We start from the raw sequence: 18,126 nt of genomic DNA on the forward strand, positions 1-18,126 counted from the left end.
AAATTCCAAGTGTTGCCTACCTTTTAAAACATTTAAATTTTAGAAGTTCTAATCGTTTTTTAGTAGCTCATCCTCATCAACCAATGGTCCGGTGAGCGCATCAATCTCGTCAGGATACAAGCCGCGATAGGAAGATACCGAGAGGTCAACCGGTAACCGTAGCGGCCCAAAAGCTACGCGACTGACCGGTCCATCGGCTCCCTGAAGGCTAGCCAAGGTGGGAATGCCAACCGCAAGATCACGCGTTCGAGCCAAGACGGTCGTAACTTGATGAATCTTGTCCGGCATCAGGTCCACTTGCTCGAACGTCAGGTCATTATCCAGCCTTGGCAATTCTGCCACACAGCCGGTCAGTTGAATCCGCAACGTACTCTGCCAATCCTGGCTGGCTACGTCCTTTAGAAATTGGTCATCATCACTGACGATCACTAGGCCAGCGGCTTCCTTAGGCAGATCAGAAAAGACTTTTAAAGCCTGCTCGCGATCCAAAGCATTCAATAAACCACCCAAACTGTGGGGAGCCGTCGCATCCAAATTTAACTGGACGCCGACTGGCTTATTGAAGACCAGATAGCTCGGTTGCCGTCCCGTGACCGGGCGACCATCAACTCGCACGTCGTCTTGATCCGTGACCGACGTCAGTGGTGAATCAATCGCCGTTTGATTGACGGTGACCCGTCCTTGACGCAGCAGCCGAAAGACTTGACGCCGCGTGCCCTGATGGAAATCCGTTAGGTATTGGTCAATCCTCATCGTATTGCCTCCTAGTGAATGTGCAGCCGGCGCCGTAGCCCGGCAACTCGTGATCCCAGGATATCATCTGCTAGTCGACTCTTCAAGACCATGTAAACATAGAAGTAACCACCGACAAGTGCGGCGACGATCGTAATTAGGAAATTAACGGTACGGCTTTCGCTCCCCATGAGTCCCCCAACCAACGTGATCGTGCGGGCCAAGGCAAAGGTTCCCAAGGCCGCCACCAGAATTCCATTGGTTCGTTTGGCAATCTGAGCGTAGTTGATTCCAAATTGCACATCGAGTGAATGGATAATCAGGTAACAGGTTACAAACAGCCCGATCCCGGTAGCCACCAAGGGGCCGAAAGCGCCTAAGAAATAGACCAGCGGCCATTGAACGACGAATTTCACTATCGTTCCCACAGCAAAGTAGCGGACCGCACGTTTGTTTTGTGAGATTCCTTGCATCAGAGCCGCTACCACCGTGTACAACCCCAGTAGGATTGACAGGTAGGATGAAAAGGCCAGGATAGACGACGCTAATTTTTCCTCCGTTGGTCCATAAAAGATGATGTTCAATGGACGTGAGATGGCCGCCATCCCCAAGGCACTGGGTAGCATGACGAATTCAAACATCAGAAAGGCATTGGTCAATTGACCCGAGATCTCACGTTTATTGCCTCGCGTATAGGCTTCCGATAACAATGGGACGACGGTCACCGCCAAGGCTGAGGCCAGTGAAATGGTAATCATAATCAACTTGTTTGCGTTAACCCCGAAGAGCGCGAAGAGGTCATTCAAGTGCTCTGCCGAATAGTTCCCCGCCATATGCATGATGGGTGCAAAGGTATATTGGTCAATCAATTGGAAGATCGTAATGCCGGCTCCCAAAACAACGAATGGGACGGCCTGCGCAATGATTTCGCGGTACAGCTGCGAAGCTGGGACGACCAATTCATTATTACTATTGGCGACCAAGTCCTGGAATTCACTCCGTCGACGTAAGTAGTACACACCCAAGATCAGCAGACCACCTAAGGCACCGACCGCAGCCGCAAAAGTCGACTGTGACACGGCCGTGACCCAGTTGCCCTTCATCACCCGCATGATGATAAACGCCGTCAGAAGCATGTAGATGACCCGAATCAGCTGTTCCACAAATTGGGAAATTGCGGATGGCGCCATCTGTTGGAATCCTTGGAAGTAGCCTCGCGTCAGACTCATCGTGGGGATAATCAAGATCGCCCAAGATAAGGAATGTAGGACCGGAATCAGATGCTCATCGCCCCCCGTAAATAACGGTGCCCCAAAATACATCAAAGCGGCAATCGCAATCCCGGTCGCAATGGCAATTTCTAGCCCTCGTTTATAGAGCCGCACACTGACACCATACTCATTGAGGGCATTGTAGTGGGCCACCTGCTTAGCAATCGCCGAAGGAACCCCCGCGATCGCCGCAATCAGGAAGAAACTATAGATGTTGTAACCCTTACCATATAGTGCGTTACCTTGAAGATAGAAGGCACCGAACCAGATGTTCCACGGAATAATGTATACTGCCCCGAGAATTCTTGAAAAGATACTTCCCGCGGTCATCCACGCCGATCCCGCGACCATTTGGTCTTGCGCGCTGGCGGTTTGACTCTCCGTGTTATCCCTTGCCGACATTTGACACCCTACTTTCAATTTGTAAATTCAACGGTTCCGAGCTCGATAACTGTCGAGCTAATCAAACAAACATTATACCATAGCTTTTTACCTACATTTATCAGGTTTCTTTAAAGTTTTTCCACGAAACCGCTTCCATCACACCGCAGATAATTTACCGAATATCACGAACAGTGGTATGCTGGAGGTAGTCAAGAAACAAGATTATTCAAGGAGGAATGGCAATATGACGCAGGCAACAGCTGATGCAACCGCGACCTCAAAGATGCAGATGTCCCCGGAAAGAGCACGGCAAGTCGTACGGATGACCAAAAGTATTCGGGAACACTTCCCAGAACTGGCAAAGGTTTCGGATGCCCAGTTGATCTATTCCACATGGCGTAGTTTCAAGCGGATTGACCAAACCAATGACAGTGATTATCAAACCATGGCTGACGTTTTCTTCCACGAATTTGACCGCCACTTACTCGATTATCAATTCTCCAAAGCCGGCGAAGACGAACTGGTTCGCCAACGATTCTTCGCAATTTTAACTGAACTCTTACAGTAAGTTTGTCCCCTCACCAGCCTTCCTGGGCAGTGAGGGGTTATTTTTTGGAATTAAATAAGCTTGCGGTATACTGAATATGACGAGTGTTGATTCGTCCAGGACCGTCCTTTAGGGATCGGATGGCCTAGCACCTACATATTATCCCCTAAAACAGATTGAATCTTAATCTTTAAGCGAGGCGATAGATTTGCGTTATTTAGCCTTATTAGGAAGTCATCTCTCAGATGGCATCACTGCCCAGTATCTTCACGCAGTGACATCGGCTCTGCCCAGTACGGCGACGGTCGAGACGGTCTTTCTCAGAGACTACGATATTTACCCAGACACCAAGGAAAAACGCTGTCCGGCTTTGGATGAGATCGAAGCTAAAATGGCAGCCAGTGACTTTTGGATCATCTGTGCACCCACGTATTGGGGTGGCCTATCGGGTGTCATGAAACAGTTCTTTGACTGCATGCGTTTCCGATTGGTCCGCATGACTTCGGCCGGCGACACCCTGCCTGGCAAATACAAGGACAAGCACTACCTCAGCATGACGACCTGCTTCATCAGTTCAACTGAGAACTTCTTTACCGGTATCACGGACCAGACCTTCGTAACTATCGATCGTGTCATGTCCGGCGCCGGAATCATCAAGGTTGGCGAATTCGTGGGTACCGGGACCTGGGGCACTCATGGGCCACGTGCCAATAAACTCGCCGAGTGTCGTCGCCTAGGGGCCAAGATCGCCAACCGCCCACGAAAGGATGATAATACCTTGAAACGTTACATACAGCTCTTCTTCATGATTGCGCTCATGGCTTTAATTACCATGGGCTTGCAAGCTTGGTGGTTTGGCGTCTTTGCGACCGGTAAGTTCTGGTTGACCTATGCCACCTTCGTCGTGATTTTCTACGTTTTACTAGCAAGCATCTTACACTTCTTCACCTTCGTTCGTCATCGTCGTCGGTGAGCAGTTCCCTCAATTTAATCCTAATACAAAAGACCGGATCAGTAGATTCGGTCTTTTATTAACCAATTTTTGCCTGCGACCCTCGCGGCAGATGCCGACTAACGAAAACACTCACCGCCAGGTAGCCCAGGGCGACACTTCCTAGTAGCAGGCCATTGAGCGAACTACGTTGATCCCCAATATTTAACCAGGAAAGGTAAAAGCGCACCATGTAAGCACAGGGATCAACAACCGTCATGACAATTGTGGCGAGCGCCGACTGCCCAAACAACTCGGCATTGACCCCCAGCAAGCCTACCCCGATGTAGGCCGTGGCAATCAGACTCGTCACGGCCCCTCGCACTGGCAGGAGCAGGAAAATCGTCGTAAAACCAGCAATGATTGGGATTAATAGAAAATTCAGTCCCCACGCCACAACCATCATATGTTGGAGGCTACCCGAGATCGGCATCAAAATCCCTAGTATCCCATCAAAGATGAGGATTTCTATCTGAATAATCACGGTTTGCAGCACTAGATTGCTTAAGAGCACGCGATAGGTTTCACGTGGCGTGAGTGCTTCGGCATTCACGGCCCCCGACGCCCAGATTCCCATTAGACTGAACTGAAAGCCACTCATCACACCTACCAAAATCATGTAGGCCCAGTAGCCAAAGAGTTGGTTGGTCAAACTGTAATTTCCAAGTGGATGACCGTAGCGACTGAAGGTGGCGACTAGTAAATAGGCCAACGGAACACCTAGCGTGTAAACGAAAATCATTTTCTTCGCCCACGTTACCTGCCATTCCAACCTAACCAATCCCCATAATCGCTTCAGCATGGTCTTCCCTCCCCATTTTCGCTGAGTATACCATATCTAAACAACACCCGAACCAGTGAAAGATTGGTTGATAAGGCAACCATAAAAAGAACGCGTGACAAAAGGTGGTTCGTCCATGAGACTTAACGGCGATAGGCGAACAATCCCGAGCTTAGCCTGTTTTGTCTATCGAGGTTAAAGGGCGTTGTCAGCCCTTTGTCACACGTTTCGACTATAGACATTCGGAGCACAACGAGGGCCTGAGACTTCTGTCCCAGGCCCTCGATCTGATTCAATTTTTAAAATTTAGTTGGCAACAATGTTGATCAACTTGCCTGGAATGACAATCACCTTACGGATCGTCTTGCCATCCGTGTGGAGCTTGACTGTCTCGTCGGCCAGAGCTGCGTCTTCAATACCTTGCTTGTCGGCGTCTTTAGCCACCTTCAAGTGAGCGCGGACCTTCCCATTAACCTGAACAACCATTTCGACCACGTCTTCAACCAATTGCTTAGCATCGTACGTTGGCCACTTGGTGTAGGTAATGGTGTCATCATGACCCATGAGGGACCACAACTCTTCGGCAATATGTGGCACGATTGGTGAAATCATCTTAACGAAGCCTTCCATGTAAATCAATGGGAGACTGTCGGCCTTGTAGGCCTCGTTAACGAAGACCATCAATTGTGAAATGGCCACGTTGAACCGTAAGCCTTCCAGGTCTTCCGTCACCGTCTTAACGGTCTGGTTGTAGATCTTATCCAACGAGCCATCGTTAATCATCGTCACCCGATCACGCAGATGGTTGTTGTCATCGATCAATAAACGCCAAACCCGGTCGAGCCAACGACGTGAACCGTTGATCCCTTCCGTACTCCAAGGCTTAGCCGCTTCCAAAGGCCCCATAAACATTTCGTAAAGCCGCAGGGTATCTGCCCCGTGTTCTTCGACAATTTCATCGGGATTGATAACGTTCCCCTTAGACTTAGACATCTTTTCATGGTTAGTCCCCAGGATCATCCCCTGGTTAACTAACTTCTGGAAAGGTTCCTTGGTAGGCACGACGCCTAGGTCATAGAGGAACTTGTGCCAGAACCGAGCGTACAACAGATGTAGCACGGCATGTTCGGAGCCCCCGATGTAGAGGTCCACTGGCATCCAGTACTTCAACTTCTCGGGATCGGCAATCATCTTGTCATTGTGTGGATCGATGTAGCGTAAGAAGTACCAGGAACTCCCAGCCCATTGTGGCATGGTGTTCGTTTCACGCTTCCCCTTACGACCGTTCTTGTCCACCACGTTAACCCAGTCATCGAGATTAGCCAATGGGCTTTCCCCGGTACCAGATGGTTCAAGTTGCTTAGCAGCTGGCAACTTCAGCGGTAATTCATCTTCGGGAACCAGAGTCGTTTCGCCATCTTCCCAGTGAATAACAGGAATTGGTTCACCCCAGTAACGTTGACGGGAGAAGATCCAGTCACGCAAGCGGAAGTTAACTTGCTTGTGCCCAGCATCATGTTCTTCCAGCCAGTCAATGGCTGCCTTGATAGCGGTTGCTTTGTCCATACCATTCATGAAATCGGAGTTGATATGTTCCCCATCCCCGGTATAAGCGGCTTCTTGGACATCGGTATCGTCGTCACCGGCAATAACCTGGACGATTGGCAACTTAAACTTCTTAGCGAAGTCGTTGTCCCGTTCGTCGTGGGCTGGTACGGCCATGATGGCCCCAGTCCCGTAGGATGCCAGTACGTAATCGCCAATCCAGATTGGCAACTTCTTACCACTCAGTGGGTTGATGCCGTAAGCACCGGTGAAGACCCCGGTCTTATCCTTATTCAAGTCCGTCCGTTCGAGGTCCGACTTGCTTTCGATAGCTGCCTTGTAAGCCTTTACGGCGTCGGCTTGTTCCGGCGTCGTAATCTGGTCGACCAAGGCATGTTCTGGTGCTAAGACCATATAGGTTGCCCCAAATAACGTGTCGGGACGGGTCGTGTAGACCTCGACCTTGGTGTCTTCTTGCCCATCGACTGGGAAGAAGACGCTGGCACCTTCAGAACGACCGATCCAGTTCCGTTGCATTTCCTTAATGCTGTCTGGCCAGTCAAGGTCATCCAGGTCATCGATCAACCGATCGGCGTAAGCGGTGATCCGTAGCACCCATTGGCGCATTGGCACGCGGTAAACGGGATAACCGCCCCGCTCTGTCTTACCATCGACAACTTCTTCGTTGGCCACAACGGTCCCACCCATGAAGTCGGGCGCCCAGTTGACCATGATCTTATCTTCGTAGGCTAAGCCCTTCTTGTAGAGTTGTTCGAAGATCCATTGCGTCCACTTGTAGTAGGATTCGTCGGTCGTGTTAATTTCACGACTCCAGTCATAGGAGAAGCCCAATGAACGAATCTGACGTTTGAAATTCTTAATGTTGTGAGCGGTGAAGTCCTTAGGGTTGTGCCCCGTCTTCAAGGCATACTGTTCGGCGGGTAAACCAAAAGCATCCCATCCCATCGGGTGAAGGACATTGAAGCCCTGCATGCGCTTCAACCGTGCCATGATATCTGTTGCGGTGTATCCCTCGGGATGCCCCACATGAAGTCCTTGCCCTGAAGGATATGGGAACATATCCATCACATAGTACTTCGGTTTGTTCTGATTGTCTGAGGTCTTGAAAGTTTCGTTGACCCGCCAGAAGTGTTGCCACTTACGTTCAATAATTTGGTGTTTGTAAGCCAAAATTGTCGCTCCCTTTCTCTAAATCGTCGTTCTCCCACAAAAAAAGCCCTCAGTAGCCCAAAATGGGCTCCTGCAGGGCGTTTTAGCGCGGTACCACCTACATTTCCTCGCAACTGTTTCGAGGCTCATTCCGGCTGATAACGTCGCCAAACGCCCACCTTGCGGCAGAAAGGACTCGGAGATAAGTTCGGTTGTCCGGGTAACGGATTTTCAGCAACCATCCGCTTTCTACATACCCAAACCATCTACTACTTCTCGTCACAGTCTTAGATTAATCAAATTGGTTTAATCTTAGCAAACCACCCCCGGAAAAGCAACCCCAATACGCTTGGTGACGACCAACCGCTGGCCGTAGCTGTGCTATACTAAAATTTATAAAGAAACCTTGAGGAGGCGTCGTTATGGCACCAGTATCTAAGACCCGTTGGTGGGCCACTTTAGGAGCCGCCATTATATTTTGCATCCTGTTATTGGGGGTGAGTCTCCAGCAAACCTGGGTGCATGGCTTCGATCGCCTCATCATTGGCTGGATTCGTCACCCCTTGCCGCCGATGCTTACCCAGACTATCGTGACCATCACCCACTCTGGTGACCCCCAACCCGTGACCGCCATCACCTTAATCTTAGTGTTGGTCCTCGTGATTACCCGGCATGCCAAGGGTGCGCTCTTTCTAGGCTGGAATGTTCTCGTCTGGGCCGGCCTTGGCAACAGTCTCATCAAACACCTCGTCCAACGCCCACGACCGACTGTCGATCGACTGGTTGCGGCCAGCTCGTATAGCTTTCCCAGTGGCCACTCGATCACGGCCATGCTCCTCTGGGGGTCGCTAATCGTCATGATTGCTTGGCAACACCACGAGCACCGCAAGTGGGCCCTCAGTCTGAGTCTCATCTTCAGCTGTTGGATTGTACTCATTGGCCTGTCTCGCATCTACGTCGGCGTTCATTACCCTAGCGACGTGGCTGCCGGCTGGTCATTGGGATTCGTGTTACTCACGCTCACTCAGTGGTTGCTCTTTAGAAAGGAAGCCCCTTCAGCATGAACCTACCAAATGCCTTAACTTATAGTCATACCCTGCTGGGTGAATGTGTTGGACCCGGAGACACCGTGGTTGATGCCACCGTTGGTAACGGGCACGACACCTTATTTCTGGCCAATCAGGTTGGCCCCACCGGCCACGTCATTGGCTTTGACGTCCAGACTGCCGCACTGACCGCTACCCAAACGCAACTCACCCTGACTGGCCTCAGTGCACAGGTTGACCTGCACGCCACCGGCCACGAACATGTGGGCGACTACCTTGATGACACCACTCAGATTGCCGGAGCCATCTTCAATCTCGGCTACTTACCTGGTGGCGACAAAACCGTTGTGACCCAAGCCGCAACGACCTTAACGGCAGTGAAAAGCTTGTTACAACATCTCCGCCGCGGGGGCCGGATTATCTTAGTCGTTTATTCCGGCCATCCAGGGGGCATGGATGAACGCAACGCCGTGGTTGACTTCTGCCAGGCTCTGCCGCAGAAGACTTACCAAGTCCTTCAGTATGGTTTTATCAACCAAATTCACCATCCCCCATTTTTACTGGCAATTGAACGTCGTTAACAAATTGGAACCTACAATAAAGGCCCGGGAGAAATTTCCGGGCCTTTGATATCTTTAAATTTATATAGCTAAAGCGTGCAGCCAAGGACTATTGCCTCCGTCTTTGGTCGCACGTTTTATTTTTTCATTGATTGACGCTTGGGGCTGACCCAGGTCCCGGATCCAAAACCTAGAATTGTCTTGAGGGCCGGTACGAAGGTCATGACCACCGTGACGGGATTGACCATCCAATAGAACAACATGTACAGGGGGGCGAAGAAAAGGTATTTCATCTTGGCTCCGTGATGGTCCAGCAGCAGTGCCGCTAGGAGTTGCATGAACCCGGCAAACATTTCAAACGTCACGAAGACAAAAGAAATCAGGATCCCATGCATCACCCGTTCAAAATCTCCCGTGAAGAGGAAGTACAACATCAACCCAATAAACCCTGCCGACGTGATCGTAAAGAAGAAGGACCAGATAATCGACAACGTTGAGTCCAGAAACATCGACCACTGATACCGATGTTCAACCGGGTGACGTAGGAACTTCCAGATGTTGGTTAGCCAGACCTCCGTCCCCCCTTGAGCCCAGCGTTTACGCTGATGGTAGAGATCCTTGATGGTTTCAGGAACATTCATATGAAAGATAATGTTAGGCGCAAAGCGCGGTACCGCCCCAATCATCTGGTGATCCCAGGCGATACTGATATCTTCGGTCGCCCGGTTCTGACGGAACCCACCAACATCGATCAGGAAATCCTTCTTATACATCGTATTCGCGCCACTATAGGCATACATCGAGTCGTTGACGGCTGTTTGGCTTCGCTTAATCACGCCGACAATGCTGGTGAATTCCACAGTCTGCGACTTTCCCAATAGCGTCGTTCGATTCTGAACGTCCATATTCGCCGTGACAGCCGACGTATTCATGTCGCGCTCCCGCCGAAAGAAATTCATGTATTTCATGAGAGCATCGGGTTCAGGGATGGTGTCCGCATCGTTACTGAGAATATATTCCCCTTTGGCAAAGTACATGCCGATGTTAAAGGCGTGGGCCTTCCCTTTGTTTTTCAAGATCTCCACGGTTCGCAACCGCGGATAAGTCTCCTGGAGGCGATGAATGATTGCCGCCGTCTTATCCGTTGAGCCGTCATTCATCACCAACACTTCAAAGTTCGTGTAATTTAACTGGTCAAATAGATAGGTAATGGTTTCTTCAATCATGACCTCCTCATTGTGAGCCGGGATCATGATAGTAATCAGCGGTTGCTTGTCGACTGGGATCACTTCCCAATCATCGTCTCGCTTATGGGTCTTCAAGAAACGATAGGACAAAGCACCGGCGAACCAAAAGAATGAACCAACCACCGGGTATAGGCAAAGGATCAGTAAAAGAACGTTGAGGATTGTCTTCCCCAGCGTGGCTTTTAGAATACTGTCGATAAAGAAATCAAACATGCCCGTCGCTCCTATTTGTCCAAGTCATTAAGATCACGTTGCTGATACAACTGGTGAATCTGATCGGTATCTAAGTTCTGTTCCGGCTTCACCTGATAATCTCGGACATTCTCCCGAAATTCCTGATCACCGAACCGCTGGGTCATAAAATCTCCCAGGATATCTTCACGTTTCCGTTGGTCGATAGGGTTAAAGGTGGGCCACTGCTCGACAACGCGATCACGTTTCCGGTTCTGAATAATGGTCATCCCTACCGCAAATAAGGAGACCGTTACGAAGGCAAACAGGAGCAAAATACCAATAAATTTAATTTCAAAGATGCCTTCGTTGTACGACCATAAGTGAATCACCCGCGGATCGTAGGAGGCCCAAAAAGACAACACCGTCAAAATGATGGGGACTGCCACACAAACCCAGCCAAAAAGAACAACGACCGTCTGCCAAATCTTTAGGCCCCAGTGGCCCTTCTCAAAATAATCGTCCGTGTATAGCTGTTGACGAGCTACTGACTTATCCTTCATTCTGTCCCACTTCCTTCCTGCGGATTACTCGGTCGGCCAAAGAGATAACCTTGGCGTGTTCGAATCTGTAATTGTTCGGCTAGCTGTTGATCCTGTTCATTCTCGATACCCATGAGAATCAACTCGATATGATTACGCTGGGCCAAGCGGTTCCAGAACTGCAAGTTGAGGTCCAACCATTCGTTGGGATCCTCTTTACGAAAACTCCGCATAGAACATTTCAAGGAATCCACTTCAGGTAAAATCCACTCAATAGTTTTCAGGTTACTCAGTGAAGACCCAACGTTATCGATCCCAAAAGTCATGCCATAACGCCGAGCTTCGCGAATCCGGCGCCGAAAAAGCCGGCGATTCAATCGATGCTTGTTGCGATTCGGCGTATACTCCACGGACAGCTTCATTGGTGTAATCTTTGAGATTGCCCAGCGGACGAAGTAGTGAAAATCGGGGCTGACAATTTGATCGTACTCTAAATTAATCGACAACGTGATGGGATCCTCCGGCAGTGCCTTGAAGGTATCTTCCAGTAAAAAGATCACGCGCTGTAAAGGCAAGGAATCCAATTGCTTAGGCAGTGTCCAGGATCCATCTGCGTTGTGTTGGCGCAACAGACACTCATAGCCGGTCACTTTCCCCCGATAATCCACCTGTTTTTGAATAAAATAGCGTAACTCGAATTCATCATTTTCCAGGTAATTGTTGCTATTCTTACGCGAGTACCAGTAATAAATCACGATGGTTAAAACCACCACCACTGCCATCACTGCCGTCAGGGTTAGCAACACCCTTTCTAATTGTTCTAAGGTCATTTTTATCCTTTCAAGTCGATACCCACGGGCCTAGACCATGTACAGCCTTAATCATAGAAAAAGGACGCCGCGGTCGTTCAACCACCGGCGTCCTGATGTCTTTCATTCGACTAATCACTCAAAAAATGATACCGTGTCAGTTCTAACGCGGAATGTTCCATAATTAGCTGGCCATGTTCGGCCAAAACATCCGGTGCAACCTTAGTGCTGTCCCCATATTCATAGGCAACGGCCAGTTCATCCTTGATTGATTCACGTGAAGATTCATTGACGAAGAAAATCAATTCTAAATAGTAAGCATTCTTGTAACGATAGAGGTTGGACGCCGCATTCTCCAAGTGGAGAACCCGCGCCAAACTAATCATATCTTCAAATGTTGGTAACCGTACAACCCGAGTCGTGGTCGGTTGTCCATCATCATCTAAATAATCCTCGATATCGTTCGTGTTGCCGGTGGCAGACTTAAAATTAGAGAAGAAGTCCTTCTGACTATCCTTTTCTAGGAGGTGGGCTTTCAACTGATCCGACACCTGATCGGGGTGCTGCCCATCAACACTTGCATCGGTCACATTCGTGTCAGTGGCACTGTCTTCATCAACATTCTTACTAATAAAGAGCTCGAGACCGTTCCGATTTGGTAAAACTTGGAAGGTCACAGCATCGTTATCTTGGAATTGATGGTCGACATCGACTTCTTCCAGAATGCTGTAGAAGAAGCCTTCGATCTGCTTATGGTTGCCCAGAAGGTCCAAGACCGTAATGCCGCGTTTGCTGAGGTCATCGTTACCAATGACGACGCGGATCGTGTTTTCGTTAATACGTTCCATTTCCATTGAATAACACCCCTTTCTCGTGGGTTTGGGGATCGTCCTTGATACTCATTCTAGCCATTTTATTTTACTTGTAAAGTAATGATAACAAAAAAACCAGACTGCAAGACTTATTTTCTCACAAATCTGGTTAGATGCAACTAATTAACCTTATTCGTTTCATTTACCAGCCGTTGGGCCCGTTGAAGTTCTAGTTCCCGGACTTGTCGGGGTAAAAACCGCCGAATTTCTTCTTCGTTATAACCAACCTGAAGGCGTTTGTCGTCGATCATGATCGGCCGTCGTAGAATCCCTGGGTTCTGGCAGATCAGATCATAAAGCTCCCGTAACGGCAGATCATCCAGATCGATGTTTAACTCCTGGTAGACCCGTGACCGTTTGGAAACGATCTCCTCGGTCCCATCCTCTGTCAGCCGCAAAATATTTTTAACATCCGCGACCGTCAAAGGTTCAGCAAAAATATTCTGTTCCCGATACGCAATCCCATGATTTTCGAACCACAGGCGTGCCTTACGGCAGGACGTGCAACTTGGTGTTGTATAGAGCGTGACTGTCATGATCGTTTCCCCCTCACTTGGTATGAATGATTTTATAAATACATTATACCGGTTTCTGGGGAAATTGGAAGAGGATCTGAGTAAATAATTAATAAACAATACCTATCGGATTGTTTATTAGCTATAGTGATGATGACCAGTATCAAGCAATTGGTCTGCAATTGTCAACTAAGCAATTAATATTTAACGAATGCTTACGATTAGATCTCGTATGTTTTCCCAACGACGACCGTCGCCACCGGGAAGTCTTGTCCCGCAGCCTGCTGGGCTTCGGTCGTCAACTGAGACCAATCTCCGGTCTGTGGCAAGTGCGTCAATAATAGCTGCTTCACGTGAGCCGCCTGAGCTAAATGCCCGGACTGAGTTGACGTGAGATGCCATGCTGGGCCTTGGTGATCCGCGTAGAAGTTAGTATCCGCCAGCAAGACATCCGCATCCTTGGCCCAGTCAATTAGACCGTCGAAGTAGGCCGTATCTGCGGTGAACACCAACGTTTGCCCAGTAGCCCGTTCGGTAATCCGTGGGGCATAGGCCGGCACTGGATGATGTGTCGGTAGAAACTCGATGTCCAATGGCCCCAGCTTCAAGGTCTGCTGGGGATCATAAGCGCGCCCTTCAGTGGCTTGTGGCCAAGTCAGACCACCGAAGTTCAAGGGATCGGCCGTATGTCCGTAAATTGGTAGGATTGGTTCTGCCTTCGGATCGGTACCCAGTTGCCACTCGTATTGCAGAACGCCCACATCGGCCGTGTGGTCGTGATGGTAGTGCGTCAGCAGGACCGCGTTGAGCTGTAAGGGACTTAGGACCTTCTGCAAGGCAATCAAAGCGCCACTTCCACAATCCAATAGCAGGTGGTAATCACCGCTTGTGATGAGATAGCTACTGGTCCCCACACCGTTGTATGGATACCCTCCGTAACACCCTAAAACCGTTAACTTCATCCAATCATCCTCTCATTGTGTAACCCAGCTTCAGTTTAGCGCGTTGACTGACAAGTGTAAACGTTTCGCTTTGCTCTGGGATCACCTATAATAGGCCTAAAGGTCCCTAAAGGAGGCTTACACGATGTTAACTCAACTTGCTGTCACCTTCGGCAGTCGTTATCTACTTGAACAACTTGTTACTAAACATCCGGATCGCCCCTTCGTCTTGTTGGCAGACACCACCGACCCCACTAGTTTACAACTCGTCGACGTTTCCGATCAGCCAACCATCTTCTTCAGCCGACTGAGTTACCGGGTCTTATTCAGTCACGGTGAAACGGACTGGCACGGATTCTACCATTTTCTCTACTTCACTTTCGACCCTGACGATGCCAAAATCTTTGAGGACCATCTCGACCGCTTGGTCCGTGAGGCACTACCTGTAAGCATGCAGACCATCCTGGTCTTGCAAAAGGACCGTGTCGCTGGCGAGTACGTGGTGCTCACCATCTGGGATGACAGCCTCGCCTATGCCCTCTGGCGACATTCTTATCGTTTCCACGCCATCGCCCAGTTCACTCAACGCGCCGTGAGTTCTCACGCGGCTACCTATCGGATCGCGCCATCCGAAGAAGAAGAATCCCCCGATGACCCTGATGATGAGCAGCCTCCAGTCACACCCTGAGACCCTTTGATGGGTCTTTTCTTTTACCGTAAATTCGCGTTACAATAGCTTTATATCTTTTTATGGAAAGCCGGCGACATTTTTTGACTCAAGTAACCTCTAATGCAGCGGTGACCAAGATCGCCCCCACGGTGCCCTTAACCACGGAGCAGGCTGGTCTGGTTCAGAAAATTTTGGACTTTACCGGTGCTCACCTGAACGGGGCGAAGCCAGCTGTTTTTACTGTCTTCGGTGATGCGGGAACCGGGAAAAGTGTCATTCTGTCACACCTATTTGATCGCTTACAGACGGCATCACGTACGGACCCGGACAGTATCTTCGCCCACACAGAGAACTACTTTCTGGTCAACCACCCGGAAATTCTAAAGGTCTATCGGCAGATTGCTGGCGACCGCCCGCACCTCTTTAAGAAAGACTTTCAGCGACCCACCTCACTCATCAATCGGGCGGAACAAGGCAAGGTTCACCCAGACGTTCTCATCATTGATGAAGCCCACCTACTCCTGTCACAGGCCGACCACTACAATAACTTTTATGGTCACAACCATTTGCAGTCACTGTTGGCCCATGCCAAGGTAATCATCTTGGTCTTTGATGAGACACAGGTACTCCGGTTTAAGAGCTATTGGACCGAGACACGTCTACAGCATCTGTTGGCTCCCTTTCCGCATGAGAGTTACCGTCTGACCCATCAATTTCGCATGCAGGCCAGTGACGAGCTGGTCCACTGGATCAACGACTTTACTCACGCTCGAGTTCGGCCATTGCCTACAACAGCCGGTGACCACTACGACTTGCGGGTCTTTGACGATGCCGAGGACATGCGCCAGTCCATCGTTAAAAAGAATCAGGCGGTAGGTCTCTCACGCATTGTCGCGACGTCAGGCTATCCCTCCACGTTAGATGGCGGTAAACACTACATCACAGAAGGTCGCTTCCACCTGCCGTGGGATCAGTACAATTACACCAGCACCCCTTGGGCAGAACTGCCCGAGACTATTGATGAAGTCGGATCCATCTATACCTGTCAGGGGTTTGATTTGAATTACGTTGGCCTCATCATTGGACCGACCGTCAGCCTAGATGCTGACAACCATCTAATAGTCAATCTAGACCGCAACACAGATGTGGAAACCTTTAAGCATCGTGATGATCTGACCGATCCCCAAGAAGTTCTGGCAGCCAAACGGCAACTCATCTTAAATACCGTGAACGTCCTCATGAAACGCGGGGTCAAAGGCTTATATCTCTTTGCCCACGATCAACGGCTGCGTTCGTTCTTAATGCAAAGTCTAAGCAACTAGGCGGTCTTAACTGATGACTGCTAAAGTCATTGTCATTAGTGGCGTGACAGCCGGTGGAAAAACCACCTTAATCACTGCCTTGAGTTAGGTCTTCCCGGTAATCGGATCGATTTATTCGATGACTACAGCTTTAAAAGCCCTCAAAGTTTAGGCATAGAAAGACACCGTCGTTACCAATGACTATATCAGCCATTGTCAACGACGGTGTCTTTTTGTCAATCTCTCGTGACATCAAAAAAGCCTCCCCTAAGGAAGACTTGCTCTGACGGTCCGTACGAGACTCGAACTCGTGATCTCCTCCGTGACAGGGAGGCGTCCTAACCAACTAGACCAACGAACCAATGATTGCGGGAGCAGGGTTTGAACCTGCGACCTTCGGGTTATGAGCCCGACGAGCTACCAGACTGCTCCATCCCGCGATAATATTAAGTTGTAACAATGACCCGTACGGGATTCGAACCCATGTTACTGCCGTGAAAGGGCAGTGTCTTAAACCACTTGACCAACGGGTCATAACTAAACGGAGAAGGAGAGATTCGAACTCTCGCGCCGCTTCCGCGACCTATACCCTTAGCAGGGGCACCTCTTCAGCCACTTGAGTACTTCTCCATAATGGGCCTAAATGGACTCGAACCATCGACCTCACGCTTATCAGGCGTGCGCTCTAAACCAGCTGAGCTATAGGCCCATATAAGCGGGTGACGAGAATCGAACTCGCGACAACAGCTTGGAAGGCTGTGGTTTTACCACTAAACTACACCCGCATATATTGAGCTTTACCTTAATGGCGCGGGACGGAATCGAACCGCCGACACATGGAGCTTCAATCCATTGCTCTACCGACTGAGCTACCGAGCCATTTGCCATTTAGCATTACGGTTGTTACACTCTGCTGACGAGTATAACAACGGTCCGTACGAGACTCGAACTCGTGATCTCCTCCGTGACAGGGAGGCGTCCTAACCAACTAGACCAACGGACCAAAAATTGCGGGAGCAGGGTTTGAACCTGCGACCTTCGGGTTATGAGCCCGACGAGCTACCAGACTGCTCCATCCCGCGATAATAATAAAGGAGGATGAGAGATTCGAACTCTCGCGTGGTTTGACCCACCTGACGGTTTTCAAGACCGTTCCCTTCAGCCAGACTTGGGTAATCCTCCATAAAACTTATACAATGATCCAACTGGTGATGGACCTTGTAGGACTCGAACCTACGACCGAACGGTTATGAGCCGTTTGCTCTAACCAACTGAGCTAAAGGTCCAGTCCAAGTCCAAATCGCGGCGGGGGGGATCGAACCCTCGACCTCTCGGGTATGAACCGAACGCTCTAGCCAGCTGAGCTACACCGCGAAATGTTAAATAAAATATTTATTATTTAATCGGGAAGACAGGATTCGAACCTGCGACCCCCTGGTCCCAAACCAGGTGCTCTACCAAGCTGAGCTACTTCCCGTTAAAATGCACCCAGTAGGAGTCGAACCTACAACCTTCTGATTCGTAGTCAGACACTCTATCCAATTGCGCTATGGGTGCAAAAACTGTTTCAATAACTTAATACCTCGACGGTATTAAGCGGAAGACGGGATTCGAACCCGCGACCCCCACCATGGCAAGGTGATGTTCTACCACTGAACTACTTCCGCAAAATTAATGCCGACTAGAAGATTCGAACTTCCGACCCCCTGTTTACAAGACAGGTGCTCTACCAACTGAGCTAAGTCGGCATAGTCAGTATCATGAATATCTAATTTCTCATCGTCCGAAGACGAATGAGCCGTGACAGGCTCGAACTGTCGACCCTCTGATTAAAAGTCAGATGCTCTACCAACTGAGCTAACGGCTCAAATGGAGGATACAGGGCTCGAACCTGTGACCCTCTGCTTGTAAGGCAGACGCTCTCCCAACTGAGCTAATCCTCCAAATTCGCGTAGCAACGTCCTATCCTCGCAGGGGGCGATCCCCCAACTACTATCAGCGTGCTGAAGCTTAACTTCCGTGTTCGGCATG

16 protein-coding genes and 18 tRNA genes are annotated in these 18,126 nt (G+C 49.7%); 6 read left to right on the plus strand and 28 right to left on the minus strand.

Annotated elements, in window-relative coordinates:
• Window positions 1-48: 48 nt before the first annotated feature.
• Both EKM70_RS06325 and EKM70_RS06330 read right to left on the minus strand, forming a co-directional pair.
• Window positions 49-753, minus strand: coding sequence for a S4 domain-containing protein (locus tag EKM70_RS06325; protein ID WP_125546277.1), 705 nt, complete (start codon window positions 751-753; stop codon window positions 49-51).
• A gap of 11 nt (window positions 754-764) precedes the next feature.
• Window positions 765-2,405 carry a putative polysaccharide biosynthesis protein gene (locus EKM70_RS06330; RefSeq protein ID WP_125546279.1) on the minus strand — a complete coding sequence of 547 codons (1,641 nt, stop codon included), beginning with the start codon at window positions 2,403-2,405 and terminating at the stop codon, window positions 765-767.
• Window positions 2,406-2,631: 226 nt separating this feature from the next.
• Between EKM70_RS06330 and EKM70_RS06335 the strand changes: the two genes are divergently transcribed.
• Window positions 2,632-2,955, plus strand: coding sequence for a hypothetical protein (locus EKM70_RS06335; RefSeq protein ID WP_125546280.1), 324 nt, complete (start codon window positions 2,632-2,634; stop codon window positions 2,953-2,955).
• A gap of 187 nt (window positions 2,956-3,142) precedes the next feature.
• Window positions 3,143-3,907, plus strand: coding sequence for a flavodoxin family protein (locus EKM70_RS06340; protein ID WP_125546283.1), 765 nt, complete (start codon window positions 3,143-3,145; stop codon window positions 3,905-3,907).
• Window positions 3,908-3,965: 58 nt separating this feature from the next.
• Here EKM70_RS06340 and EKM70_RS06345 read toward each other — a convergent pair whose 3' ends face one another.
• Together EKM70_RS06345 and leuS are read right to left on the minus strand one after the other, a co-directional pair.
• On the minus strand, window positions 3,966-4,727 hold the full coding sequence (locus EKM70_RS06345) for a hypothetical protein (RefSeq protein ID WP_125546285.1): 762 nt from the start codon (window positions 4,725-4,727) through the stop codon (window positions 3,966-3,968).
• 285 nt (window positions 4,728-5,012) lie between these two features.
• A complete protein-coding gene (gene leuS, locus EKM70_RS06350; RefSeq protein ID WP_125546287.1) occupies window positions 5,013-7,442 on the minus strand; it encodes a leucine--tRNA ligase in 2,430 nt (809 codons plus the stop codon).
• 401 nt (window positions 7,443-7,843) lie between these two features.
• On the opposite strand from leuS, the gene EKM70_RS06355 reads away from it, so the two are divergent.
• Both EKM70_RS06355 and EKM70_RS06360 read left to right on the plus strand, forming a co-directional pair.
• Window positions 7,844-8,485 (plus strand): phosphatase PAP2 family protein, encoded by a 642-nt coding sequence (locus tag EKM70_RS06355; RefSeq protein WP_125546289.1) that lies wholly within the window; start codon window positions 7,844-7,846, stop codon window positions 8,483-8,485.
• The gene (locus EKM70_RS06360; protein ID WP_125546291.1) at window positions 8,482-9,048 is read left to right on the plus strand and encodes a tRNA (mnm(5)s(2)U34)-methyltransferase; all 567 of its coding nucleotides are present in this window, start codon (window positions 8,482-8,484) and stop codon (window positions 9,046-9,048) included. The genes EKM70_RS06355 and EKM70_RS06360 overlap by 4 nt, the downstream gene beginning before the upstream one ends.
• 116 nt (window positions 9,049-9,164) lie before the next feature.
• Here the strand turns inward: EKM70_RS06360 and EKM70_RS06365 are convergent, their stop codons facing one another.
• The 6 genes from EKM70_RS06365 to EKM70_RS06390 all read right to left on the minus strand — a co-directional run bounded on the left by EKM70_RS06365 (window position 9,165) and on the right by EKM70_RS06390 (window position 14,145).
• Complete coding sequence (locus EKM70_RS06365; protein WP_125546293.1) at window positions 9,165-10,487, minus strand: glycosyltransferase family 2 protein; 1,323 nt, start codon at window positions 10,485-10,487, stop codon at window positions 9,165-9,167.
• Between the two features lie 11 nt (window positions 10,488-10,498).
• On the minus strand, window positions 10,499-11,008 hold the full coding sequence (locus EKM70_RS06370; protein WP_125546295.1) for a hypothetical protein: 510 nt from the start codon (window positions 11,006-11,008) through the stop codon (window positions 10,499-10,501).
• Window positions 11,005-11,817, minus strand: coding sequence for an EAL domain-containing protein (locus EKM70_RS06375; RefSeq protein ID WP_125546297.1), 813 nt, complete (start codon window positions 11,815-11,817; stop codon window positions 11,005-11,007). The genes EKM70_RS06370 and EKM70_RS06375 overlap by 4 nt, the downstream gene beginning before the upstream one ends.
• Window positions 11,818-11,927: 110 nt before the next feature.
• Window positions 11,928-12,650, minus strand: coding sequence for an adaptor protein MecA (locus EKM70_RS06380; RefSeq protein WP_125546299.1), 723 nt, complete (start codon window positions 12,648-12,650; stop codon window positions 11,928-11,930).
• A gap of 137 nt (window positions 12,651-12,787) precedes the next feature.
• Window positions 12,788-13,204 (minus strand): transcriptional regulator SpxA, encoded by a 417-nt coding sequence (gene spxA / locus EKM70_RS06385; RefSeq protein WP_125546301.1) that lies wholly within the window; start codon window positions 13,202-13,204, stop codon window positions 12,788-12,790.
• A gap of 200 nt (window positions 13,205-13,404) precedes the next feature.
• Complete coding sequence (locus tag EKM70_RS06390; protein ID WP_125546303.1) at window positions 13,405-14,145, minus strand: MBL fold metallo-hydrolase; 741 nt, start codon at window positions 14,143-14,145, stop codon at window positions 13,405-13,407.
• 124 nt (window positions 14,146-14,269) lie between these two features.
• On the opposite strand from EKM70_RS06390, the gene EKM70_RS06395 reads away from it, so the two are divergent.
• The gene (locus tag EKM70_RS06395) at window positions 14,270-14,812 is read left to right on the plus strand and encodes an antibiotic biosynthesis monooxygenase (RefSeq protein ID WP_125546305.1); all 543 of its coding nucleotides are present in this window, start codon (window positions 14,270-14,272) and stop codon (window positions 14,810-14,812) included.
• Between the two features lie 83 nt (window positions 14,813-14,895).
• A complete protein-coding gene (locus EKM70_RS06400; RefSeq protein WP_225416391.1) occupies window positions 14,896-16,116 on the plus strand; it encodes a DUF2075 domain-containing protein in 1,221 nt (406 codons plus the stop codon).
• A gap of 266 nt (window positions 16,117-16,382) precedes the next feature.
• Here the strand turns inward: EKM70_RS06400 and EKM70_RS06410 are convergent.
• The 18 genes from EKM70_RS06410 to EKM70_RS06495 form a co-directional block, all read right to left on the minus strand.
• A tRNA-Asp gene (locus tag EKM70_RS06410) sits at window positions 16,383-16,456 on the minus strand.
• A gap of 5 nt (window positions 16,457-16,461) precedes the next feature.
• A tRNA-Met gene (locus EKM70_RS06415) sits at window positions 16,462-16,535 on the minus strand.
• 20 nt (window positions 16,536-16,555) lie between these two features.
• Window positions 16,556-16,628, minus strand: a tRNA-Glu gene (locus EKM70_RS06420).
• Window positions 16,629-16,637: 9 nt separating this feature from the next.
• A tRNA-Ser gene (locus EKM70_RS06425) sits at window positions 16,638-16,725 on the minus strand.
• A gap of 4 nt (window positions 16,726-16,729) precedes the next feature.
• Window positions 16,730-16,804 (minus strand) — tRNA-Ile (locus tag EKM70_RS06430).
• Window positions 16,805-16,809: 5 nt separating this feature from the next.
• Window positions 16,810-16,880, minus strand: a tRNA-Gly gene (locus EKM70_RS06435).
• A 21-nt stretch (window positions 16,881-16,901) separates the two neighbouring features.
• Window positions 16,902-16,974: transfer RNA gene (locus EKM70_RS06440), tRNA-Phe, on the minus strand.
• A 50-nt stretch (window positions 16,975-17,024) separates the two neighbouring features.
• A tRNA-Asp gene (locus EKM70_RS06445) sits at window positions 17,025-17,098 on the minus strand.
• Window positions 17,099-17,103: 5 nt separating this feature from the next.
• Window positions 17,104-17,177, minus strand: a tRNA-Met gene (locus EKM70_RS06450).
• Between the two features lie 10 nt (window positions 17,178-17,187).
• Window positions 17,188-17,277: transfer RNA gene (locus EKM70_RS06455), tRNA-Ser, on the minus strand.
• Window positions 17,278-17,307: 30 nt separating this feature from the next.
• Window positions 17,308-17,381, minus strand: a tRNA-Ile gene (locus EKM70_RS06460).
• 14 nt (window positions 17,382-17,395) lie between these two features.
• Window positions 17,396-17,469: transfer RNA gene (locus EKM70_RS06465), tRNA-Met, on the minus strand.
• 29 nt (window positions 17,470-17,498) lie between these two features.
• Window positions 17,499-17,572, minus strand: a tRNA-Pro gene (locus EKM70_RS06470).
• 6 nt (window positions 17,573-17,578) lie between these two features.
• Window positions 17,579-17,652, minus strand: a tRNA-Arg gene (locus EKM70_RS06475).
• 38 nt (window positions 17,653-17,690) lie between these two features.
• Window positions 17,691-17,762 (minus strand) — tRNA-Gly (locus tag EKM70_RS06480).
• An 8-nt stretch (window positions 17,763-17,770) separates the two neighbouring features.
• Window positions 17,771-17,843: transfer RNA gene (locus EKM70_RS06485), tRNA-Thr, on the minus strand.
• 46 nt (window positions 17,844-17,889) lie between these two features.
• Window positions 17,890-17,962: transfer RNA gene (locus EKM70_RS06490), tRNA-Lys, on the minus strand.
• Window positions 17,963-17,965: 3 nt separating this feature from the next.
• Window positions 17,966-18,038, minus strand: a tRNA-Val gene (locus EKM70_RS06495).
• Window positions 18,039-18,126 lie beyond the last annotated feature (88 nt).

Source organism: Levilactobacillus lindianensis (genome assembly GCF_003946095.1).
Lineage (GTDB): Bacteria > Bacillota > Bacilli > Lactobacillales > Lactobacillaceae > Levilactobacillus > Levilactobacillus lindianensis.

What these genes read in the sequence shown, in the direction of transcription:
- EKM70_RS06325 (WP_125546277.1), bottom strand. Translation starts at nt 753, where the DNA reads ATGAGGATTGACCAATACCTAACGGATTTCCATCAGGGCACGCGGCGT.
- EKM70_RS06330 (WP_125546279.1), bottom strand. Translation starts at nt 2,405, where the DNA reads ATGTCGGCAAGGGATAACACGGAGAGTCAAACCGCCAGCGCGCAAGAC.
- EKM70_RS06335 (WP_125546280.1), top strand. Translation starts at nt 2,632, where the DNA reads ATGACGCAGGCAACAGCTGATGCAACCGCGACCTCAAAGATGCAGATG.
- EKM70_RS06345 (WP_125546285.1), bottom strand. Translation starts at nt 4,727, where the DNA reads ATGCTGAAGCGATTATGGGGATTGGTTAGGTTGGAATGGCAGGTAACG.
- EKM70_RS06355 (WP_125546289.1), top strand. Translation starts at nt 7,844, where the DNA reads ATGGCACCAGTATCTAAGACCCGTTGGTGGGCCACTTTAGGAGCCGCC.
- EKM70_RS06360 (WP_125546291.1), top strand. Translation starts at nt 8,482, where the DNA reads ATGAACCTACCAAATGCCTTAACTTATAGTCATACCCTGCTGGGTGAA.
- EKM70_RS06365 (WP_125546293.1), bottom strand. Translation starts at nt 10,487, where the DNA reads ATGTTTGATTTCTTTATCGACAGTATTCTAAAAGCCACGCTGGGGAAG.
- EKM70_RS06370 (WP_125546295.1), bottom strand. Translation starts at nt 11,008, where the DNA reads ATGAAGGATAAGTCAGTAGCTCGTCAACAGCTATACACGGACGATTAT.
- EKM70_RS06375 (WP_125546297.1), bottom strand. Translation starts at nt 11,817, where the DNA reads ATGACCTTAGAACAATTAGAAAGGGTGTTGCTAACCCTGACGGCAGTG.
- EKM70_RS06380 (WP_125546299.1), bottom strand. Translation starts at nt 12,650, where the DNA reads ATGGAAATGGAACGTATTAACGAAAACACGATCCGCGTCGTCATTGGT.
- spxA (WP_125546301.1), bottom strand. Translation starts at nt 13,204, where the DNA reads ATGACAGTCACGCTCTATACAACACCAAGTTGCACGTCCTGCCGTAAG.
- EKM70_RS06390 (WP_125546303.1), bottom strand. Translation starts at nt 14,145, where the DNA reads ATGAAGTTAACGGTTTTAGGGTGTTACGGAGGGTATCCATACAACGGT.
- EKM70_RS06395 (WP_125546305.1), top strand. Translation starts at nt 14,270, where the DNA reads ATGTTAACTCAACTTGCTGTCACCTTCGGCAGTCGTTATCTACTTGAA.